Raw genomic sequence first — 22,155 nt, forward strand, 5'->3', positions numbered from 1 at the left:
TACATAGAACATCAGATCGACTGCCTGCTGGAGTGCGAACCAGAGGACAGAAGACACATGAGACACGTCATGGTTGTGTTGCCCTTTTCGCCGCAACGCGAAAACAAGCGATCAGACAAGGATTGAAATGATGATAAAAAAAGACTACTTCTGGCCGTTGTTAGGTTTGGCCGCTGTAGCATTTTCGGTTTATGTGCTGCTTGAGCAGCTCAAAGATATTTCTTATGAAGATGTTGTCGTCAGTCTTGAGGCTATCTCTTTAGAAGGGTGGCTGATGGCTGCCTTAGCGACCGTCTTTGCTTATATCGCCCTGGCGGGGTATGACCGGCTGGCTTTATCCCATCTGCGTAAAAAAGTTTCCTGGACCTTTATTTCTTTCGCATCTTTCACTGCATACGCTATAGGCCACAACCTCGGCGCGTCCGTATTCTCCGGCGCTGTAGTGCGCTACCGGGCTTACCGCTCACAAGGTTTAACCGCAGGCGAAGTCGGTATTCTGGTGGCGTTTTGTTCCTTCACTTTTGCACTGGGCACCATCTTATTGGGTGGCATTGTGTTACTGATTGAACCCAGTTTGCCCGCTCACTTCCACAGCGCCTTGCCGGAGTGGGTAGCGATTTTGTTAGGCGTTGGCATGTTATTTTTAGTTGCTCTGTATTTGTGGGGCAGCTTTATGAAAAGACGCTGCATCGATTTATGGAAGCTGAAGCTGGAATACCCGCGTTTTTCGCTGATTTGCCGTCAGTTAGTCGTAGCGCCACTGGAGTTATTAGCGGCCGCCGCCATTATTTATTACGCCCTGCCCGAGCAAAGTAACCCGGGTTATTTTATGGTATTAGGCATCTTTCTGGCGTCGTTTTCCGCCGCGTTGTTATCGCACGCCCCCGGTGGTTTAGGCGTGCTGGAAGTGATGTTTTTGCTGGCATTACCCGATGTAAACCCTGCCGATGTGATTGCCGCTTTATTGGTATTCCGCTTGTTTTATCTGCTGATCCCTTTTGCGATATCACTGATTATCGTGATTTGGTTTGAGCAGGATCAGTTATTAAAAAAGTTCAGAGGAACTAAGACCTAGACTCAAAAATTTTTATTTAAAATACAGTTGCTTGCATAAAAGTTATAGCTTAATTTGGTACAAGGATTAGTTCTTTTGTATTTCATGCGTTAGGGAGTAACCAGCATGCGACTCTGTATTTTAGCTTTAGCGACAACATGGGCAGTATCAGCCGAATCTTTACCTCCCATCCTGGATTACTATCCAGACTGTTACAACAAACCAGCGCAATCTCTGCAGTTCAACAGCAAACTGGACACCAAAGGCAAGTTTGTCGACTTAGGCACAGATCCGGGTTTTGCCGGGATTTTGACTCAGTTACAAAGAGCTGCAGCAGAACGCAATGCTCAGGCTTTGATCATCGAAAACCTGGACAAAATCTATCCAATGGTGGGCAAAGTAGGGTACGAAGGAGAGCAAAGCGTCGAGCTGAAAATATCGGCCACGCTCTATAGTTTTTGCCCTGACAATCACAAACTCAGCAATCGATCTGCGCCTTACAATGCGCAGGGACAGAAGGTGTTAAAAACCGCAAAGCTCGTTTCTATAGACTCACAACAAATAGTGATTGAAAAAACAACGACAGAACCTGTGTACAAAGACCCAGCAAATTACTTGGTGTCGGCAGAACAAGGGATAGCGGGTGTCCTTCCAGGTCAGACCCAGGCTGAAGTCAAAGCCTTACTCGGTCAACCATCAGTCATGATCCAGCTACAGGACAACGGCGAGTTATGGAGTTATGGTCGCAAACTCTGGTTGAAGTTTGATGAAAAATTGCAATGGATCTCGACGAGTTCTGATCTGCTCTCAACTGAAGGACTCAACAGTATTGAACTGGTCGATGGCTACGATAATTCAGATTGGAGCATCGAAGGGAAAGTCAGGTTGAGAAGCCCTTTGATTCAGCTACAAACTCAATTGCCAACTAGATTTCGCCCTTCCGGCGAGCTGCAATTGACCAGACAGGCTAACCAATACCACTTAACCCTGAACTATCAGCAATTAAAAAACTATAAAGCCAATACGACTGAGACTTTGCTGATGGATTTCACGCTGGCAGAGGGTGCGAAAATTCCAGCTAAAGTTCCTCAGTATTCAGCTACCGCTGTAGTGACTTGGCTGAAACAGGCGCTGCAAAAGCCCGAGTTAGATATTCAGTCGTTAAAACAACAACAGGTACCTTTGCATCAGTTTGAACGTGGATTAAACGGCCACTGGATAGCCGCTGGTAATCACTTATTAGTGCAGTACCAGGATCAACAGCAGAGCAGACTGAATAAAGTGCTGATTGGGAACTCGATATTTCTGCAGCAAGGTGATCCAGCCGAAATCAAGCAACTGCTCAAAGCTACAGGTGCTCCACTGACAAAAGCAGAGTTTATCAAAAGCTACCCTGACGCTGCAGATTCTGGTTATGAAGTCAGTGTATATAGCGATACTCATAGTCTGATCGCCAGCTTCAGTTCAGAAGATGCTAACGCAGCGCTTGAAAAACTGGAGCTGACATTGATGTGAGTAGGGACTTTTTGAGGTGGCAGGGTTATTTCTTCAGGCGTTCAGTTTTAGGCTGAAAAGAGCTTGGCAAGACTTCGATACCCAGTTTGCGTCCTAGCTTAATTAAGATAGGGATGGTGACGGGGGCAAAAGGCAATACGGCGAAAATACCTAAACCTGTAGCCCTCAACACGTCCACCAACTGATGGTTGGCAAACCTGAGCTCCGCTTGGGTTGCTTTGCCTTGTAACGAACGCTGATAAATCATCAGCATCCGCTTAGTTTCATCCGTTTCCTGCGACAAAGCGATACGAAGCCGGATCATGCTAAAGCGAATGCGCGACATACTTTTACGCCGTTGTAATCGCAACACCCGGATCGGCGCTTTGTGCAACCGACTTAACAGATTCATACCCACCTCAACTGCCTGTATATCCAATCTACCTGCAGATCCTGTAGGGGCGGGTGTTACACCCGCCCGCCCAGATCCAAATGACTGGCCTACACATTATCGACTGCTTCGATGAGACAGAACAGTATTATTTTGTAGTATTTAGTTTAACCTACTGAATTATAAGGCGCTAACCAGAAAATTCGGGTTTTTCAGGTTTTCTCTGTGATACGCCGGATTGGCTATGCCCTGATACTCGACATGAGCACCAGCTACTTTGGCGATCACATGGCCAGCGCCTGTGTCCCACAGCATAGTAGGACCAAAACGTGGGTATAAATGCGCACTACCTTCAGCCACCAAACAAAACTTCAATGAACTGCCAACGGCAATCAGCTCATGCTTGGGAAAACGGCTTAAATAGTCCTCAATGTCCGCACTGTAATGGCTGCGGCTGCCGACTACTTTGACCACTTCGCCCGCTGCTGGAGTCACAGCGACTCTGATCGTTTCAGTTAAACCGTGCTGCTGGCGACTGGCACCTAACCCCTCTGCTGCGGCATAGGTTTTATCCAATACCGGCGCATGGATCACACCTAATACCGGCTCCCCTTGTTGGATCAGCGCGATGTTGACGGTGAATTCACCGTTGCGCTTAATAAACTCTTTGGTGCCATCTAACGGGTCGACCAGCCAGTATTGGCTCCAGTGCTGACGCTCTGACCAGGGGATATTTGCCGCTTCTTCGGATAACACGGGCACATCGGGCGTCAGCTTAGTCAGTTCGGCCACAATCAGTCGATGTGCAGCTAAATCCGCTTCAGTTAAAGGCGAGTCATCGTCTTTTTGCTCCACGGCAAAATCGCGCTGATACACAGCTAATATCGCCTCGCCTGCAGCAATGGCAATAGCTTTTATTTGTTCAAGCAAATCCTCTGTCAGTGGCAACATCAGCTCAGCACTCCTTTTTCGGTCAGTAAGGCAATCAGTTGTTCGACACTTTGCTCCAGACTTTGTTGCGCCGTATCTATGGTTAAATCTGGCTGCTCTGGTGCTTCATAGGGATCAGAAATCCCGGTGAAGTGACTGATTTCACCCCGTCTGGCTTTTTGATACAAACCTTTGACGTCACGCTGCTCGCACACATCCAACGAGGTGGCGATATAAATCTCTAAAAACTTGCCCGCTGGCAGGCTGTCTTTAATCGCCTGACGCTGCGCCCGGTAAGGTGAAATAAAGGCACTTAATACCACCAGACCAGCGTCCAGCATTAAACCCGCGACAGCGCCTACACGACGGATATTTTCGCTGCGATCGGCTTCGCTAAAGCCTAGATCAGCACATAAACCGTGCCGCACATTGTCGCCATCCAGCAAATAGCTGTGCACTTTACGTTTTACCAGTTCTTGCTCTAACGCATTGGCCACTGTAGATTTTCCTGCGCCACTTAATCCGGTAAACCACAATACAACGCCCTGATGACCGTTTTGTTGCTCCCGATCGGCGCGGCTGATTTGATAGTGTTGCCAAACGACCTGACTCATAAAAATTCCTTACAGCGTCTGAAAAGGGAAAAACAAAGGGATTAAGGCGAGTACAGCTATTGAGTAGGCCAAAGCCATGGGCAAACCTACTTTGACATACTGGCTGAGTTTGTAGTTACCCACTGTATAGACCAGCAGGTTGGTTTGATAACCCCAAGGCGAGATAAAGCTGGCGCTGGCACCAAATAATACCGCCATAATCAAAGGCATTGGATCGATGCCAAAAGCCTTGGCAAGACTTATCGCCAGCGGGCAAGCCAAAGCAGCGGCTGCGTTATTGGACATCAGCTCGGTTAAGATCAGGGTGAAGAAATACAAAGCGGCCAAAGCCCAGAATAAGTGATAGCCGGTAAAGACCTGCAATAACCCCTGCCCCAGCAGTTCAGATACACCGGTATTTTCCATCGCCTGCGACAACACCAAAGCACCACCGACAATCAATACTATATCCAGCGGAAAACGTCGCCTGATTTCCTGCAGACTGACAATACCAGTCGCCATTAAACCTATCAGCAATAACACCAGACCTTTGAGTAAAGGCAGCTCGCCAGTCATGGATAACCCAATCACAGCGACAAAAGCAGACAATACGCCCCAGCTACGGCGCAAAGATAAACGGGTGGCCGAATCCACGCCATTCACCAGCAAAAACTCTTTACTAAGTTTGCTGTTCTGATGAAAACTTTTACCCGGCACCAGCAATAAAGTATCACCGGTTTGCAATACGATAGAACCTAACCCACCTTGCAAACGCTCCTGGCCACGTTTGACCGCCACCACTACAGCATCAAACTCTTCGCGGAATTTGGCGTCTTTTAACGACACCCCATTCAGGCTCGACGAATGGCTGATGATAGCTTCGACCAGTGCCTGACCATTCATACTGTGATGGCCATACAAGGTCAGACCCTGAATTTCCTGCAATAGAGCCACGGATTCCATATCACCGGCAAACAGCAATACATCGCCTTGCTGCAAGCGGTCATCCGGGCAAACAGGGGCTATATTCTGCTCACCCCGCACTATTTCAGCTAAAAACAACTTCCTTAAATGCCGAAGGCCAGCCTCCCCTATGGTTCTGCCAATCAGCACAGAGTCGGCACTGATACGGGCTTCCAAAAAGTAAGGCAAGTCAGCTTCGTCCAGTGTTTTTTCGGTGACTGGCAGACGATTGGCAATCAGCCACATCATCAGCATACCGGCAACCACTACACCAGCCCCTACCGCTGTGGTGGTAAAAAACTCGAGTAACGGCAAACCGGCTTTATCTAAAAAGCTATTGACCACTAAGTTGGTGGAGGTTCCTATCAGTGTCAGAGTACCGCCAAAAGTAGCGGCAAAAGCCATAGGCAACATCAGCTTACTGGGCGCAAAGGTCTGACTGCGTTTAATAGCACCTATTAAACTGGCGACTACTGCAGTATTGGCCGTAAAGGACGACAATAACGAGGTAGAGACCCAAAGCCGGGTCAAGACAGTGCGTAAGCCTCCCTTGTTCAGTTGCTGCCCGACCCAACTGATTAAACGGGTTTTCTCCAAAGCAATGGACACCAGCAAGAGCAACACTAGTGTGAGTAACGAGGAGTCGGTAAAACTGGCCGCAAACTGCTGGACGTTCAGCAAGTCCGTCAGGTAAGTCAGTACGGCGACAGCTCCGAATACCCAGGCCGCTGACAACCTGGTCAGGGTCAGCAGGGCAATCAGCCCTGCCAATATAGCAAATACGCCGTACTGCTCCAGACTCATGCTTAGCCTTTGTTCAACTGGCTTAAATCCAGTGCCTGCCAGTGTGGGAAGTGTTTACGCACTAAGGCATTGAGTTCCAGCTCAAATTCGCTGAACTGTGCTTTGCTGCTGACGCTGGCCAAAGCGCTATCGACCATACCAGCACCTACTGTGATATTGCTGATGCGGTCGATAAAGATAAAACCACCTGTATCGCGGTTTTGCGCATAAGGGTCAAACACCACAGCTTCGGTCAGTTCCAGCTCGACCAGCGCTATGCTGTTCAGCTCCAGCTTGTCAGCCTGATGTTCAGCTAAGGTATTGACATCTATGCTGTGCGCTATAGCTGTGACTTTACCGCTGACTTTTTTGGTCGCCAGTTTAATGTTGTAGCTTTTGCCAATCAGCAGCGGCTCTTCATGCATCCAGACCACTTTGGCCAGAATACGATTCGACACCGCCGCATGATGCACAGCAGGCACTATCACATCACCCCGGCTAATATCAATTTCATCGGTTAAGGTGAAGGTCACTGCCTGACCGGCCACAGCTTGTGCTAATTCGCCATCAAAAGTCACAATAGACTTAATAGTCGAGCCTTTGCCTGAAGGTAAAGCCACTATGGCGTCCCCCACTTTAAAGCTACCACTGGCGATAGTGCCGGCAAAACCACGGAAATCCAGATTGGGCCGACTGACATACTGCACCGGCAAACGGGCTTCGGCTTGCCAGTTAAAACCTGTGACAGGGGCTTTTTCCAATAAGCTCAGTAATGGACCGTCCTGATACCAGGGCGTTTGGGCTGAGCTATGCACCACGTTGTCGCCATTCAAAGCCGACAGCGGCACAAATTGAATCGAAGGCACGTTCAACTGCGCCGCAAATTGCAGGTAATCCTGTTTAATTTGCTCAAAACGCTGCTGGTCAAACCCCAATAAATCCATTTTATTGATGGCGACGACAAACTGCTTAATGCCCAATAAAGAACAGATAAAGCTGTGACGACGGGTCTGGGTTTGCACGCCATAACGGGCGTCGACCAGAATAATAGCCAGGTCGCAATTCGAGGCGCCTGTCGCCATATTGCGGGTGTACTGCTCATGGCCCGGCGTGTCGGCGATAATAAACTTACGCTTCTCGGTTGAAAAATAACGGTAGGCCACGTCTATGGTAATACCCTGCTCACGTTCCGCCTGTAAACCATCCACCAGCAAAGCTAGATCGACTGCCTCGCCTGTAGTGCCATGGCTTTTACTGTCTTTATGCAAAGCGGCCAGTTGGTCTTCATAAATTTGCTGGCTGTCATGCAATAACCGGCCAATCAGTGTGCTTTTGCCATCATCAACTGAACCACAAGTTAAAAACTTCAGTAGCGATTTATGCTGTTGCTGCTCTAAGTACTGTTCAATGCCGACCTGGGCTAATTCATTGGCGACTGACATCAGAAATACCCCTCACGTTTTTTCTTTTCCATCGAACCACTGGAATCGTGGTCAATCACCCGGCCTTGTCGCTCGCTGGAGGTCGACAACAGCATCTCTTCAATAATACCGGTCAGGCTGTCGGCTGATGATTCGATAGCACCGGTCAGCGGGTAACAACCTAGAGTGCGGAAACGCACCAGCTTTTGCTCCGGCACTTCGCCAGGATTCAACGGCATACGTTCATCATCCACCATAATCAAAGTGCCGTTGCGCTCAACCACAGGGCGCACGGCAGCAAAATACAGCGGCACTATGTCGATTTTTTCCTGATAGATGTATTGCCAGATATCCAGCTCAGTCCAGTTCGACAGCGGGAATACACGGATACTTTCGCCTTTATTCACCTGACCATTGTAGGTATGCCACAGCTCAGGCCGCTGATTTTTCGGGTCCCATCTGTGGTGTTGGTCGCGGAACGAATAGACCCGCTCTTTCGCACGGGATTTTTCTTCATCACGGCGCGCACCACCAAAAGCGGCATCAAAACCGTATTTGTCCAGCGCCTGTTTGAGGCCCTGGGTTTTCATCACGTCTGTGTGTTTGGAGCTGCCGTAGGTAAAAGGATTCATATCCATGGCCACCCCTTCCGGATTGATATGCACCAGCAAATCAAAGCCGTATTGCTTGGCCACTTTGTCACGGAACTCGATCATTTCGCGGAATTTCCAGCGCGTATCGATATGCATCAGTGGAAACGGAATTTTGCCCGGATAAAAAGCTTTGCGCGCTAAATGCAGCAGCACAGAGGAATCTTTACCTATCGAATACAACATCACCGGATTATCAAATTCAGCCGCGACTTCGCGGAAAATCTGGATACTCTCAGCTTCCAGTTGTTGCAAATGTGTCAGAGGTTTCACTGGCTGGCCCATAGGGTCTGCTCCCGTTAAGTCTGTGAAAAATAGTTCTAAAACAAGTCGTTAAATTCTGTTGGTTAAGCTCTGTTGCGCCTGCTGACCAGCTCTGTCGCCAAACCAGTCTAACTTCTGCTGCAAGGCCACCACTTCACCAATAATCAGTAAGGCTGGCGACTGCACCTGATGCTCTGCCACCAGACTCGCCAGTTGGTGAAGCTGGCCGGTAAAAATCCGCTGATCAGCTCGGGTGCCATTTTCAATCACAGCCACAGGAATAGTGGCTGCACGGCCAGCGCTCAGTAACTGCTGCTGAATGTGCTCTACTTTCATCAAGCCCATGTAAATCACCAGCGTTTGATTGGGGCGGCTTAAGCTGTGCCAGTCCGGCTCGACGCCATCTTTACGACAATGTCCTGTAACAAACTGCACGGCCTGAGCATAATCCCGGTGCGTTAACGCAATACCTGCATAAGCAGCGCAGCCAGCTGCGGCTGTGATACCCGGCACCACCTGAAACGGAATGCCATGAGGTAACAAGACTTCAATTTCCTCAGCACCACGGCCAAAAATAAAAGGGTCGCCGCCTTTCAGTCTGCAGACTTTTTTACCTGATAAAGCTAAAGAAACCAACAAGTTGTTTGTTTCTTCCTGCGCCACCGAATGGGCACCAGCTTTTTTGCCGACACAGATGAGTTCAGCATCACGACGCACCAACTGCATAATAGGCTCTGAGACTAAATAGTCATACACCACGACATCGGCCTGCTGCATCAGTTGCAGTGCTTTTAAGGTCAGAAGTTCCGGATCGCCTGGGCCTGAGCCTACTAAATAGACTTCGCCCTGAGTTGGGATTTCCTGCTCTAATAAGGCTTCTAGCTGTTGCTGTGCAAGATCCAGCCGATTCGCCTGCACTTCACGCACAACAGAGGAGTCAAATACCCGCTCCCAAAACTGACGACGAGCGGCAAAGCCGGAAATCTTTTGTTTTACTTTGTCGCGAAAAGCACCTACTAACTGTGCCAGCGGGCCTAAATGCGCAGGTAATATAGCTTCGAGTTTCTCACGTAACCGTCGCGCCAACACAGGCGCTGTACCAGCGCTGGAAATGGCGATCAGAATAGGGCTGCGGTCGATAATGGCAGGGAAAATAAAACTACAATTCGGTTGGTCATCCACTGTGTTGACCAAAATATTGCGCGCATCAGCCGCCTCAAACACCGACTGATTCACCGCATCATCGTCTGTGGCAGCAACCACCAACACATGACCTTCAATGTGTTCTGCAGAAAAACGGCTTTCAATCAGGATGGCTTTGCCTTGCTGCTGCCATTCGATAAATTCATCAGCAAAGTAGGTAGCAACAACAGTTAAACGGGCTCCGGCTTTGAGTAAAGTACCAGCCTTACGCAGTGCCACATGACCAGCGCCCACCAGTAACACAGGGCGGTTTTTCAATTGGGCAAAAATAGGCAAATACTGCACTTGGGGCTCCTGCTGTCACTACAGCGGTTTAGTACCACTAGGCTCTGATTTGGTTAGAGTGGCGACCTCAATCAAAGCTTTTTCGTTCGAGTCAGCATATTAGACGTCTAAACGTCTTTTTATCAAGAATGGATATCGATCTCTTATAACTAAAAGGAATAGGGGCAAGAGCTTAGGCTCTGCCCCTCTGGTGGCTTGTTATGTTGTACTTGTGGGTCAGAGCCGGGGGCTCTGACCTGAGCTTTGGCAGACAGCCGCTGTAAAGACCACGTCGGTCGAGCTATTCAGCGCAGTTTCGGCGCTGTCCTGAATGACACCGATAATAAAGCCAGTCGCCACCACTTGCATCGCTACTTCATTTGGAATACCAAATAAGCTGCAAGCCAGCGGGATTAACAATAGAGAACCACCAGCTACACCTGAGGCACCGCAGGCTGAGACTGTAGCTATCATGCTCAGTAAAATAGCACTGGCAAAATCCACCTCTATACCCAGGGTATGCACAGTCGCCAGCGTCAGCACTGTAATGGTAATAGCAGCACCGGCCATGTTAATAGTGGCCCCCAGCGGAATAGACACACCGTAGATTTCTTCGTTGAGTTTCAGCTTTTGACAGAGCTGTAAATTGACCGGAATATTGGCGGCAGAGCTGCGGGTAAAAAATGCGGTCACGCCACTTTCCCGTAAGCAGGTGAAAACCAATGGATAAGGATTAGAACCAGTTTTAGCGAACACCAGCAAGGGATTCACCACAAAAGCGATAATAGCCATAGCCCCTAACAGCACGCCAATCAACTGACCATAACTGGCTAAAGCCGCAAAACCCGTGGTGGCCACTGTGTCCGCCACTAAACCTAAAATACCAAAAGGGGCCAGACGGATAATAAAACGTACTAATGACGATACGCCATGCGACAAATCAAAAAACACCAGCTTGGTGCTTTTACTGGCATGTTGTAACGCCAGACCTAACCCCACAGCCCAGGCCAAAACGCCTATATAGTTGCCGGTAATCAGAGCGTTAATTGGGTTGTCCACTACTTGCAGTAATAAAGCCTTTAATACTTCACTGATGCCCTCGGGCGCTGCAATAGTTTCAGGTACAGCGGTTAACACCAGCGTTGTCGGGAAGATAAAACTAAGCAGTACCGCTACTACTGCGGCTAAAAAGGTGCCAAATAAATACAACACCAGCACAGGCTTAATGCCACCGTTTTCTGACGCTTGTTTATTGGCAATAGCCGAAGCAACCAGCACAAACACCAATAAAGGCGCTATGGCTTTTAGGGCTTTAACAAATAAAGTGCCTAACAGGGATAAATTTTTTGCCAGCTCAGGCGAAACAACAGCCACCAGCACACCTAACAAAATACCAATAATAATTTGAGGCACTAAACCAAGTTGCAGAAGTTTTTGCCATGGGCGGGATACAGTGGATGTCATACGGACTCTCTGTTGCTGCTGTGGTTCGCGCCACAGTTATAGGAATAAGAAGTGCCCGATTTTGCCTTGAATCTGCTATTGGGGCAAGTCGGAGTTGTCTGAGCTTGCCATCAGTTCAGCGCGAAAACAGGCACTTTAATGTCCTCCCACGGACTGCTTGTTTGGGGTGACACAACGAGTGGGCAAATGGACCAGGTCGCTGACTAAAACAATGCTGGTCGAGCAAGCAATGGGTGACGCCTATCAGCTAGAACGCCGTGCTTGGTATAACACTAAGCTGACAGCCTTAAACAGCACAGAGCCCATCTCGACACGTCAGAATAAAGAGACTTACTGCACAACAGAGCTTTACCCGCAGTTCGCTTTATTCGCTGGCTGTGCTGATAATCCGCTGCAGTACCCACTGCCTGTCCGGTGCGTCAGCAGGAGGGTCTGGCAGCATGATTTCACTCACCTCCAGTTGATACAGCCGACCCGGTTGATAAGCAAAACCCTGGATTTCGCCGTAAAACAATTGCCACTGTTCATCCGGATGAAAACGTATTTGCAAACAGTGCGTCGGACCAACAGCCATACACTGCCGTTTCTCAGCAGCAACCCATAGGATCAGGGACCTCGCCTCAGTGGAGGTCAGCAGTGGGGGATAGACGCCGGATTCATCAGGCTGTTTGCTCGCAGCAGGGGCAGATGGAACAGGCTCCGAACACCCAGCCAGTGTAAATACAAGGATTCCACTCAGTACTTTATTCAACATAGACATTGTCCCTAATTTACTATTTAACTCAGTCTAGCCTGCCAAAATGGACAGAAACTGAACGGCATCTCCTTATGCCTGTTTAGTGCCTAACTCGATCGGTGTTCCTGGTGGTGACAGTAGGTTCTCCCAATATAAAGCAGGAGCAGGACGGCCAAATAAATAACCTTGCATAAGCTGACAGCCCAGACTTTGCAAGAAGCGGCGCTGAATGTCATTTTCTATACCCTCAGCCACTATATTCAGATCTAAGGCTTTGGCCAGTTGAATAGTGGTGTGCAAAATACGCACTGTTCGGCTATCTTGCGGGATACAACTGACAAAACGTCGGTCAATTTTAATAGTGTCGGCCGGGCAATCGACTAACTGACTTAAAGACGAATGCCCTGTGCCAAAATCGTCGATAGAAATGCTAAAGCCATACTGATTCAGTGCTTTTAACCTTTTATGCAGTAACGGCTGCTGTACGGCAATATTGGTTTCGGTGATTTCTAACTGCAGGTAACGGGTCAGCCAGGGATGGTCCGCACTTAAACTCATTAATTCTGCAAAAAAACTATCATCCAACAGCTCAGGACCACCCAAATTGATGGCGATGGGGTACAACAGTCCCTGTTGCTGCCAGCTTTGTAAAATACTGACACTTTGCTGCAATACCAAACGCGAAAACAGCGTCATTAAACCATGACGTTCTGCCATTAACACAAAACTATCAGGTGCTATCGCCTGGCCGTCGACAAACCAGCGGCTTAAAGCCTCAAAACTCTGAATTTTTCCCTGCGGATCCACTTTGGGTTGCAGCCACAACTCAAGCTGTTTTTGCCGGATTGCATCACGAAACGCATTCAAGAGCTGATAATCCTGCTCCAGTTGCTGTGCTTGCTGCTGATCATAAAAACCGACCAGTTGATTTGGCTCAGACAGTTCCAACGCCAACTCACATTGTTCAATCAATTGTTGGGCATTTTGCTGGTCCCGCTGTTCAGTAAAGCTGACTCCAAACTGATAACTCATACGGGCCGTGTATGGCCCAACCGTCAGTTCAACCGGTAACTGACTGGCAATCGCCTGAGCCAATTGCTTGGGATCCACCACATTCAGATCCCCCTTGAGCCAGAGCGCAAACTTGACACCCCGCACCCTCGCCAGAACAGCGTCAGAAGGTAGTGCTGCCTTAGCCACTTTAGCGAAGTATTGCAGCAATTGACTGCCAAACTCATAGCCATATTGTTGATTCAGTGTTTTAACGTGACGCAACCGGATAATGGCGACTATAGCAAACTCATGGGGCGCTAACTGCTCCTGTTTGTAGTTCGCCAGCTCGGTAAAGCCAGCCAGATTAGGCAGACAGGTTAAGCTGTCATAATGCAGCCAGCTATCCTGAACTTTTTGGCTTTGTCTCAACTGGTGCTGCAACTGACGTAATGCACTGATTTCCTGTACGCTGACCACATGGTGCCCGGAGCGGGTCAGCATCACATGCTTGAGCACCAGACTGACTTCAGGCCGGCTTTTTAAATTGCATTCGACTTTGCCTTTGAGCCAATGCCCTTGTAGCTGAGAATCCTGAACAAAACTTAATAAAGACAACAAATTAGCCTGCTGCCCCTGCTCCAGCCCCAGCACCTCACAAGCCAGACTATTTGACTTGATTATATCGCCGGACGCCGTCACCAGGACTGTGGCTGAACCATTGTGCTCAAACAACTCTTCGTAATAGTCATGGCTTTGCGCCAGATGCTGATTCAGCTCAGAAAGCCGGCCTGCACTGCGTTTTAAGGTGCTGAAAATGCGGGCCGCGGCCAGCGGTAAACACAAATTAAAAAAAAGAAATAACAGGCCATGTAAATAACTGTGGGTCGCGGGCAGGGTAACCGATAAACCAAATAAATTACCCGGAGCTTCATTTTGCAGCAGATAAACAAAAGGTATGAAATTCAGAAACATAAATACCAATGCCGTTCTGAAGCCAAAAAACATCAGGCTGATCATCGGTAGGGTGTAGATAAAAATGATACCCAACTTGCCTATTTCGAAATCATCATTGAACAGCAGAATACAAAGCCCTGCCATTATCACAATCAGCAGCAGAGCCATCGCACTTTTTTTGGTATGTTGTTTGGAGAGGAAGAGCGCAACAACTAAAGCAGTATAAAACAAGGAGGTGAGCACAATAACCTGATAAGCGCCCAGCTGCCAGGCTTGCCATGAACTGTGAATCACAATAATGGACACCAGACACAAACCAGACAACATGATGATACGCAGTACACTTTGTTGCCAAAAGGCGGTATCGGCGTTGCCTAAGTCCTGAGCTCTTAGCCGCAGATAACGACCTAACCACTCCATGTGCAGCACCTCTTGCTCATAATCAGGTCATTAAAAATGCTGAGAATTCAAACCTGTAGCAGGTTTCATAAGAGCAGGAATGTAATACTTAGTTTTGTTAACTACAAGTTATTTTTCTTTGTTAAGGGGACAAAGACGATAACTGGTATTATTTGCCAGTTCAGTGGCAATCAGAAGGGTCGGCAGCGGGATGGCTCAGATACCATCCCCATCCAAATGAATACCACATTCCCGGCCAAAGCCGTTAAAGCGGGTGTCTTCTTCAGTCATACCCAACTCAAGTTTGCGGGTCGAATGCACATCCCCAACCGAAACATAACCTTGCTCCCAAAGCGGGTGGTAAGGCAAGTCATGTTCTTTCAGGTAATAAAACACATCTTTGTTGGTCCATTCGATAATAGGCTGCACTTTGACCGTGCCCCGGCTGATTTCGATAATATTTTTATCGGCACGGGTGCTGGATTGACTGCGGCGCAGGCCACTGAACCAGGTACCAACATTCAGCTCCTTTAATGCCCGCTGCAACGGCTCCACTTTATTCATATGGTTGTATTGTTTAATACCCGCCTCGTTTTCCCATAACTTACCAAAACGGGCTTCCTGCCAGGCAGGGCTTAAATGAGCACGGTAGACTTTCAGATTCAGTTGTAACCGCTCTTTCAGCTCATCAATAAACTGATAGGTTTCTGGGAACAGATAACCTGTGTCTGTTAACACCACCGGAATATCAGGCCGTTCCGAGGTCACCAAATGCAACATCACCGCAGATTGAATGCCGAAGCTGGAACTTAAAATCTGCTGATCCGGCAAATTCTGTAAGGCCCACTGCACGCGCTCTGCAGCGGTGAAAGGCAGCAACAATTGGTTCGCTTCAACCAGCAGTTGTTGCTGCTGTTCCGTATCCAGCTTTAATAGCTGTTTATACTGACTCATGACCAGTACCTCACATAAATACCATCAGGCATGAAAGTCGGTTTTCGACACTTTCACTTCGGCCACAACCCCGGCCCGAATCACAAAATCACCAAAACATTCACCGCTATTGCGTTCAGCGACCCAACGTCCAATCAGACTATCCAGCGCCTGCAAAATTTCAGCTTCGGCTACGTTATCCAGGTACAGTTTTGGAATACGGGTGCCCTGGGTGTTCCCCCCCAAATACAGGTTGTATTTACCTGGACCACGGCCGACTAAACCTGCTTCAGCCAACATGGCGCGGCCACAGCCGTTTGGACAACCGACCACGCGTAAAATAATGTGATCGTCAGGCACACCATGTTTGCTCAGCAAGCCTTCGACATGGGTGACCAGCGTTGGTAAGTAACGCTCGGCTTCGGCCATCGCCAGCGGGCAAGTGGGCAAGGACACACAGGCCATCGAGTTTTTGCGCTGCTCTGTCACGCTATCGTTGATCAGGCCATGCTGGCGGGCCAAGGCTTCAATCTGCGCTTTATCTTCAGCGGCTACGCCAGCGATAATCAGATTCTGATTCGCCGTCATGCGGAAATCGCCTTTATGAATACGGGCTATTTCGGCCACGCCGGTTTTTAACGTCTTGCCCGGATAATCCAGAATACGACCGTTTTCGATAAAGACGGTTAAATGATGTTTACCGTCTATACCTTCGACCCAACCAAACCGGTCGCCACGACCGGTAAATTCATAAGGACGGCTGGGTTGGAATTTCACACCCACCCGTTTTTCCACTTCGGCTTTAAAGGTATCTACCCCTATGCGGTCTATGGTGTATTTGGTTTTGGCATTTTTACGATTGACCCTGTCACCGTAATCACGCTGCACTGTGACCACATGTTCAGCCACAGCCAGCACATGCTCCAGACCAATAAAACCAAAGTCTTCGGCTTTGCGCGGGTAAGTGCCTTTATCGCCATGGGTCATGGCCAGGCCACCCCCGACTAACACGTTAAAACCGACCAACTGGCCGTTTTCGGCGATAGCAACAAAGTTTAAGTCGTTGGCATGCACATCGACATCGTTTTGCGGCGGGATCACCACTGTGGTTTTAAACTTACGAGGCAAATAAGTTTCGCCCAACACAGGTTCTGTTTCTGTGGTTTCGACTTTTTCTTCATCCAGCCAGATTTCGGCGTAAGCTCTGGTTTTTGGCAATAAATGCTCAGAAATTTTCGCCGCCCATTCATAGGCCTGCTGATGCAATACCGACTCGACCGGATTGGAGGTACAGAGCACATTGCGGTTCACATCCCCTGCCGTGGCGATGGAGTCGATGCCAATGCTGTTCAGCATCTGGTGCATACTTTTGATTTTCGGTTTTAACACACCGTGGAACTGGAAAGTCTGACGGGTGGTTAAACGGATACTGCCATAGATGGTGTGTTCCGCCGCAAATTCGTCAATCGCCAGCCACTGTTCCGGTTTGATGATACCGCCCGGCATCCGGGCGCGTAACATGACGTTATGCAGCGGCTCCAGTTTTTGTTCAGCGCGTTCAGCGCGAATATCACGATCGTCCTGCTGGTACATACCGTGGAAACGGATCAACATAAAGTTGTCGCCGTTAAAGCCGCCCGTGATCTCGTCTTTTAGATCTTTAGTGATAGTGCCACGCAATAAATGGCTGTCTTTTTTCAGCCGCTCGTTATCAGATAGCTGACCTTGCACCTGTAAATCCGGATTAATTGGCTGAGTCATTAATAAACATCCTTCTGATAACGTTTGGCTTGACGTAAATCGTCAAAATACTGTTCTGCCTGCTCTGCACTCAGGCCGCCTTGTTGTTGGGCGATATCGAGCAAAGCCTGATGCACATCTTTGGCCATTTTATTGCCGTCCCCACAGATATACAGATAAGCGCCTTGCTGTAACCAGGTCCAGATTTCTTCCGCTTTTAAGCGTAATTTATCCTGCACATAGACCTTTTGCGCCTGATCGCGGCTAAAAGCCACATCCAGTTTGCTCAGCACGCCACGTTTTAAATAATCCTGCAACTCGACCTGATACAGGAAGTCCTGAGTAAAGTGTGGGTTACCAAAAAACAACCAGTTCTGGCCTGTAGCTCCTGCCTGATCCCGCTCTTGCAAGAACGCGCGGAACGGCGCTATGCCAGTACCAGGACCGATCATAATGACCGGGGTTTCATGATCCGGCAGGCGGAAGTTGTCGTTGTGCTCGACAAACACCTTAACCTGTGCCCCTTCTTCCAGCCGCTCGGCTAAAAAGCCGGATGCTCCACCTAAATGGCTGCTGCCAAAAGCGTCATAACGCACCACGCCCACAGTTAAATGCACCTCGTCTCCTACTTCCGCCTGAGAGGAGGCAATGGAGTACAAACGCGGTTGTTGTTTACGTAAGGCATCCACCAACTGCTGGGCTGTTAAAGGCGCAGGGTTTTGCAAAATCACATCCAGCGTCTGGCGGTTATCCAGATACTGACGTAAAGCAGTTTTGTCTTTCACCAGTTCCAGCAATTCACTGTTGGCTGTGGCTTGGGCGTATTTTTCAACAAAACTTGGATAGGACTGGGTTAGCTCCAAGTGTTCAGTTAACGCCGTTGTTAAACTGTAGCTTTGACCTGCCAACTGCACTTCAGTAGCGCCATCCAGACCAGTAGCAGCCAGAATAGCGTCCACCGCTTTGGCGTCATTGAGGAAATACACCCCCAAAGCGTCACCTGGCTGATAGGTAATACCTGAATCGGCCAGAGAGATTTCAATATGCCGCACATCTTTGGTTGAGTTCCGGCCAGTGATTTTCTGATTTACCACAAGTTCAGCAGCAAAAGGGCTCTCTTTGGTGTACGCACTGTCGTGGGCCGCAGTGGCTGTAGCGCCCGGCCAGGCGATCACCTGGGCAGAACCCGTTGCTTGTTTTAACTCTGGTGCAAAAGCCTGAACTGCTGTTTCAGTCCAGCTTGCAGCCTGAGCGGCATAGTCCACATCCAAATCGGCACGGGCATGCAGACGTTGTGCTCCTAACGCCGCCAATTGCTCGTCAAAGTCGATGGCTGTTTTACAGAAGAACTCATAACTGGTATCGCCCAGCCCCAGCACGGCATACTTCAGACCATCCAGCTTTGGCGCTTTTTTGCTAAATAAAAATTTATGAAAAGCCACGGCACTTTCAGGTGGCTCACCTTCTCCATAAGTGGAGGTGACGATCAGCAGATATTTTTCTTTGGCTAACTGAGTGGTTTTGTAACTACCAATGTCTGTCAGTTTCACCGCTATCCCCTGTTGCTCCGCTGCGGCTTTCACCTTAGTGGCAACCGCTTTGGCATTACCGGTTTGTGAACCATACAAAATAGTTAATACCGCACTTTCGTTGCTATGCTGTGCCGCAACAGCCCCCTGACCAACAGCCAATTGAGCCGCTGCAGCCAGATAACCACTGACCCAGGCTTGCTGTATAGGATTCAGTTGGCTGACCAGAGACTGTAAATCCTTGATTTGTTGAGCGGACAAAGGACTGGCCTGAGCAGCTAGAGACGCAAATAGCATAAAAACACCACAAAGAAGCTTAGTTGCAGCCATTTTAGCCGTCTAAACGGATAAACCTAAATAACCCTTCTCTCTGCTTTATGCCTTTTAGTTATTAAGAATATTTTTTGGTTTATATCCTAGAGGCGTTTTGACGCCTTGCCCTTCAAGGCTCAGGTTGTTAGCATGGTTTGAATCTGTTCAAGGAGTGGTACAGTGGCCGTTAAGCTGTTTTTTCTATGGTTGGGTCTGACATTGGGTTGCTCTGCTGCGGCGCAAGGCCAGTCACAGCCAGAGGTATCCACTGCTGTTGAGCGTCAACAGTTGCAACACCAACTATTGCAAAGCACAGATCAGGCACAGCGGTTAAGTCTATTAGTCAGGCTGAGCGAAGTTTTTGTGACTCAGGATCCGGCTCTTAGCCTGAGTTATGCACAACAATGGCTCCAAAGCAGCACCGACAGGGAAAGTGCTGATTATCACAGGCTGCTGTTACAGCAAACTACCGCCTATATGCTGCAGGGAAATTATCAACAGGCCTACCAGACCAGTCTTGAAACCGAACGTTTAGCCCGCCGACAAAATGATACCAAGCAGTTGTTTAATGCACTCAGACGACAAGCTGATAACCTGAATCGTTTAGGCCAGGCCGATCAGGCTCTGCCAAAAGCATTGGAAGCGATGCAAATAGCGATAGATGCAAACAATAGCGTCCCCCTGCAAATCATCCGCTATGATCTGGCTCATATTTATCTAAATTTATACGCCTACCCCCAGGCCATCCAAATTGCCAGCGATGGTTTAAGTCTGGCGATGGCCGGAGATGATAGCAATCGTCAGGCTAATTTTTTGCATCTGCTGGCCGAGGCCAGCAGGCTGTATCAGCAGTATCAGAGTGCTGAAGATTTTGCCCGCAAAGCACTGGCTCTGCGTCTGAGTCGTCAGGAACAAGCATTAACAGCGCAATATCATTTAAGTTTGGCACGTAGCTTGTTACCGCAGAACAAATATCAGGAAGCGGAGCAGCAGCTCCAACTGGCGTTATCGACCGCGCAGCAGGTTGGCAACCCTATTGAGCAGGCCGACGCTCAACAGAGTTTAGCCTGGCTGGATTTATATTTTGACCGCACTGCAGCCGCCAACAGCAGGTATCAGCAAATCCGTCAGTTATTAAAGGCTGACGAACATCAGGCCAACTTGCGTCAGTTCAGTTTAAGCCACCTAACCGCCTTACTGGAATTTAACCAACACGCAGAAGCAGCGGCTTTGTACCAACAACTGCAGTTAAACAGCACAGATTTTACTGAGCCGCAAAGCCTGCTGGAGTACTGGACAGTCAGTGCACAGGTGGCCGGGTTTCATCAGAACTATCCGCAAGCTTATGCTGCAGCGGACCAGGTGCGACAACTGCAACAACATCTATTCGACGACAGAATTCACAAACAGGCTCTGGTGATTGCCAGTGAACAACACAAAGCCCTGCTGGAACGCGAGCTGCAACAGGCATCGCAACAAAACCAATTGGCTCAGCTTAGCCAGCAACATCAAAAAAATATGCTGCTGTTGTTGTCCGTTGGTGCCTGCTTAGCTTTAGCTTTGCTGTTGTCGTTGTTTTATCACAAATCCAGGCGCAACCGCTTATTGCTGCAAAAACAGCAGGAAATGGCCCAACAAAAAATCGCCGTTAAAAATGAATTTATCGCCACCTTAGGTCATGAAATCCGCACACCATTACAAGGCATAGACGCTGTATTGACGCAGTTACTGTCGGAAACCACTCAGGCGGACAGCCAACAAAAAATCCTGTTGGCACGCCGTTCTGTCTGGTCTCTGGACAACATCATTAATAACATTCTGACAAGCAGCAGACTGGACTATGGGGTCTATCAGCCACTGGAGCAGCATGTGGTATTGCCAGAGTTACTCAGCAGGCTGCACGATTTACTTGAGCCTCTGGCCAGCAATAAAGGACTTAAACTCAGTTATTCGGTGGCATCCACTGTTCCTGAGTTAGTAGTGCTGGATGAAAATCTGCTCACTCAACTACTGACCAACCTGATCTCTAATGCGGTCAAGTACACCAAACAAGGTGAAATCGAAATGCGGGTAGAACTGCTTGAACGGCAGGCGAGTGCCTTGACCTTATTATTTAAAGTGCGGGATACAGGAGTCGGCTTAACCACACTGCAAGTCAGCCAGTTACTCAGAGGTGAGCGCCTGCAGCAACAACGTTCGCTACAGGCAGGTCCAGGCCTTGGTATGCTGGTATGCCAAAGATTGTTACACCAATTAGGCTCGGCATTGCAGATCCATTCTGCACCAGGTCTGGGCACTGAAGTCAGTTTTGAGCTGAAATGTCAGGTGTCTGATGTATGGCCAAGCCGTCAGCCCGGGGTCGATGGACAAAATCAGGCGTTAGTGATTGAGGATGACGAATTGTGTCGTATCAGTCTGCAGCAGACGCTGACTCAATTAGGTTTTGTCGTGACCACGGCCAGCAGTATGCAGCAGATACAGCACTTGCCACAGCAGTTGTGGGCCTGGGTATTTCTGGATGGCCAGTTGGACGATGCCGATGCACAACAAAGCATCGAACAATTAAAAATACAAGGTCAGGTTGATGAGAACAGCCGTTTTGTTTTAGTCAGTGGCACAGCTCAACAAAATCTGCCTCCTCAAATCAGTGCTGTGCTGATGAAGCCATGGCGTCGGGAACAATTGCAGACTCTGATAGTACAACTGGCGCAATTACCGCCGTTGGGCCCCTTGTATAACAAAGATTACCTGCAGCAAAGCCTGCAGACATTGAATGCTGAACAACGTCAAGCCCTGAGCACAAAGGTCAGAGATCAGTTGGATAGTCTGACACAGCAGTTAAGCCAGCCGAGTCCCGATCCTAAACTTTTTCACCGCATGATAGGCAGTCTCGGACAATTGGGATTGATCCGTTTAAGCCAGCTATGCAGACTGACTGAAAATCAATTGCTACAACAACATAAACTGGAGCCGCTACTGGCCCATCAGTTACAACTGTGTTTGCTGCAGTCAAAGCAAGCCATAGAACTGCTGTTTGCACCTGGCCCTCAACTCCCCCCTGGCTAGGGTACTACTAATGACCACT

Annotated in this window: 16 protein-coding genes; 3 read left to right on the forward strand and 13 right to left on the reverse strand. The window is 48.8% G+C overall.

Features of this window, described 5'->3' with window-relative positions:
* Nucleotides 1–127: 127 nt before the first annotated feature.
* Nucleotides 128–1,075, forward strand: a complete 948-nt coding sequence (locus SD53_RS10785; protein WP_052749350.1) for a lysylphosphatidylglycerol synthase domain-containing protein — start codon at nucleotides 128–130, stop codon at nucleotides 1,073–1,075.
* A 105-nt stretch (nucleotides 1,076–1,180) separates the two neighbouring features.
* The gene (locus SD53_RS10790) at nucleotides 1,181–2,569 is read left to right on the forward strand and encodes a hypothetical protein (RefSeq protein WP_046520251.1); all 1,389 of its coding nucleotides are present in this window, start codon (nucleotides 1,181–1,183) and stop codon (nucleotides 2,567–2,569) included.
* A gap of 25 nt (nucleotides 2,570–2,594) precedes the next feature.
* Here the strand turns inward: SD53_RS10790 and SD53_RS10795 are convergent, their stop codons facing one another.
* From SD53_RS10795 to SD53_RS10855, 13 genes are all read right to left on the reverse strand, one after another.
* On the reverse strand, nucleotides 2,595–2,960 hold the full coding sequence (locus tag SD53_RS10795; RefSeq protein ID WP_046520273.1) for a hypothetical protein: 366 nt from the start codon (nucleotides 2,958–2,960) through the stop codon (nucleotides 2,595–2,597).
* 159 nt (nucleotides 2,961–3,119) lie between these two features.
* Nucleotides 3,120–3,890 carry a 3'(2'),5'-bisphosphate nucleotidase CysQ gene (cysQ, locus tag SD53_RS10800; RefSeq protein WP_046520252.1) on the reverse strand — a complete coding sequence of 257 codons (771 nt, stop codon included), beginning with the start codon at nucleotides 3,888–3,890 and terminating at the stop codon, nucleotides 3,120–3,122.
* Entirely contained in the window at nucleotides 3,890–4,483 is a 594-nt protein-coding gene (gene cysC / locus SD53_RS10805) for an adenylyl-sulfate kinase (RefSeq protein WP_046520253.1), read from the reverse strand. Before cysC ends, cysQ begins: the two co-directional genes overlap by 1 nt.
* Before the next feature lie 9 nt (nucleotides 4,484–4,492).
* Entirely contained in the window at nucleotides 4,493–6,229 is a 1,737-nt protein-coding gene (locus SD53_RS10810; protein ID WP_046520254.1) for an SLC13 family permease, read from the reverse strand.
* A gap of 2 nt (nucleotides 6,230–6,231) precedes the next feature.
* Nucleotides 6,232–7,650 (reverse strand): sulfate adenylyltransferase subunit CysN, encoded by a 1,419-nt coding sequence (cysN, locus tag SD53_RS10815; protein ID WP_046520255.1) that lies wholly within the window; start codon nucleotides 7,648–7,650, stop codon nucleotides 6,232–6,234.
* Complete coding sequence (gene cysD / locus SD53_RS10820; protein WP_046520256.1) at nucleotides 7,650–8,564, reverse strand: sulfate adenylyltransferase subunit CysD; 915 nt, start codon at nucleotides 8,562–8,564, stop codon at nucleotides 7,650–7,652. The genes cysN and cysD overlap by 1 nt, the downstream gene beginning before the upstream one ends.
* A 48-nt stretch (nucleotides 8,565–8,612) precedes the next feature.
* Nucleotides 8,613–10,031: a siroheme synthase CysG gene (cysG, locus tag SD53_RS10825; RefSeq protein ID WP_046520257.1), complete on the reverse strand. Its 1,419-nt coding sequence runs from the start codon at nucleotides 10,029–10,031 to the stop codon at nucleotides 8,613–8,615.
* Between the two features lie 216 nt (nucleotides 10,032–10,247).
* Entirely contained in the window at nucleotides 10,248–11,474 is a 1,227-nt protein-coding gene (gene sstT / locus SD53_RS10830) for a serine/threonine transporter SstT (protein WP_046520258.1), read from the reverse strand.
* Nucleotides 11,475–11,838: 364 nt separating this feature from the next.
* Nucleotides 11,839–12,234: a DUF4377 domain-containing protein gene (locus SD53_RS18945; protein ID WP_052749351.1), complete on the reverse strand. Its 396-nt coding sequence runs from the start codon at nucleotides 12,232–12,234 to the stop codon at nucleotides 11,839–11,841.
* A gap of 66 nt (nucleotides 12,235–12,300) precedes the next feature.
* Complete coding sequence (locus tag SD53_RS10840; RefSeq protein WP_046520259.1) at nucleotides 12,301–14,577, reverse strand: bifunctional diguanylate cyclase/phosphodiesterase; 2,277 nt, start codon at nucleotides 14,575–14,577, stop codon at nucleotides 12,301–12,303.
* A 195-nt stretch (nucleotides 14,578–14,772) separates the two neighbouring features.
* Nucleotides 14,773–15,510, reverse strand: a complete 738-nt coding sequence (locus SD53_RS10845) for a phosphoadenylyl-sulfate reductase (RefSeq protein WP_046520260.1) — start codon at nucleotides 15,508–15,510, stop codon at nucleotides 14,773–14,775.
* A gap of 24 nt (nucleotides 15,511–15,534) precedes the next feature.
* Nucleotides 15,535–17,250 (reverse strand): assimilatory sulfite reductase (NADPH) hemoprotein subunit, encoded by a 1,716-nt coding sequence (gene cysI / locus SD53_RS10850; RefSeq protein ID WP_046520261.1) that lies wholly within the window; start codon nucleotides 17,248–17,250, stop codon nucleotides 15,535–15,537.
* Complete coding sequence (locus SD53_RS10855) at nucleotides 17,250–19,055, reverse strand: assimilatory sulfite reductase (NADPH) flavoprotein subunit (RefSeq protein WP_046520262.1); 1,806 nt, start codon at nucleotides 19,053–19,055, stop codon at nucleotides 17,250–17,252. The genes cysI and SD53_RS10855 overlap by 1 nt, the downstream gene beginning before the upstream one ends.
* A 195-nt stretch (nucleotides 19,056–19,250) precedes the next feature.
* On the opposite strand from SD53_RS10855, the gene SD53_RS10860 reads away from it, so the two are divergent.
* Entirely contained in the window at nucleotides 19,251–22,136 is a 2,886-nt protein-coding gene (locus SD53_RS10860; protein WP_046520263.1) for an ATP-binding protein, read from the forward strand.
* Nucleotides 22,137–22,155: the final 19 nt, after the last annotated feature.

The sequence above is a fragment of the Rheinheimera mesophila genome (assembly GCF_000986865.1).
In the GTDB taxonomy this organism is placed as follows: Bacteria; Pseudomonadota; Gammaproteobacteria; order Enterobacterales; family Alteromonadaceae; genus Pararheinheimera; species Pararheinheimera mesophila.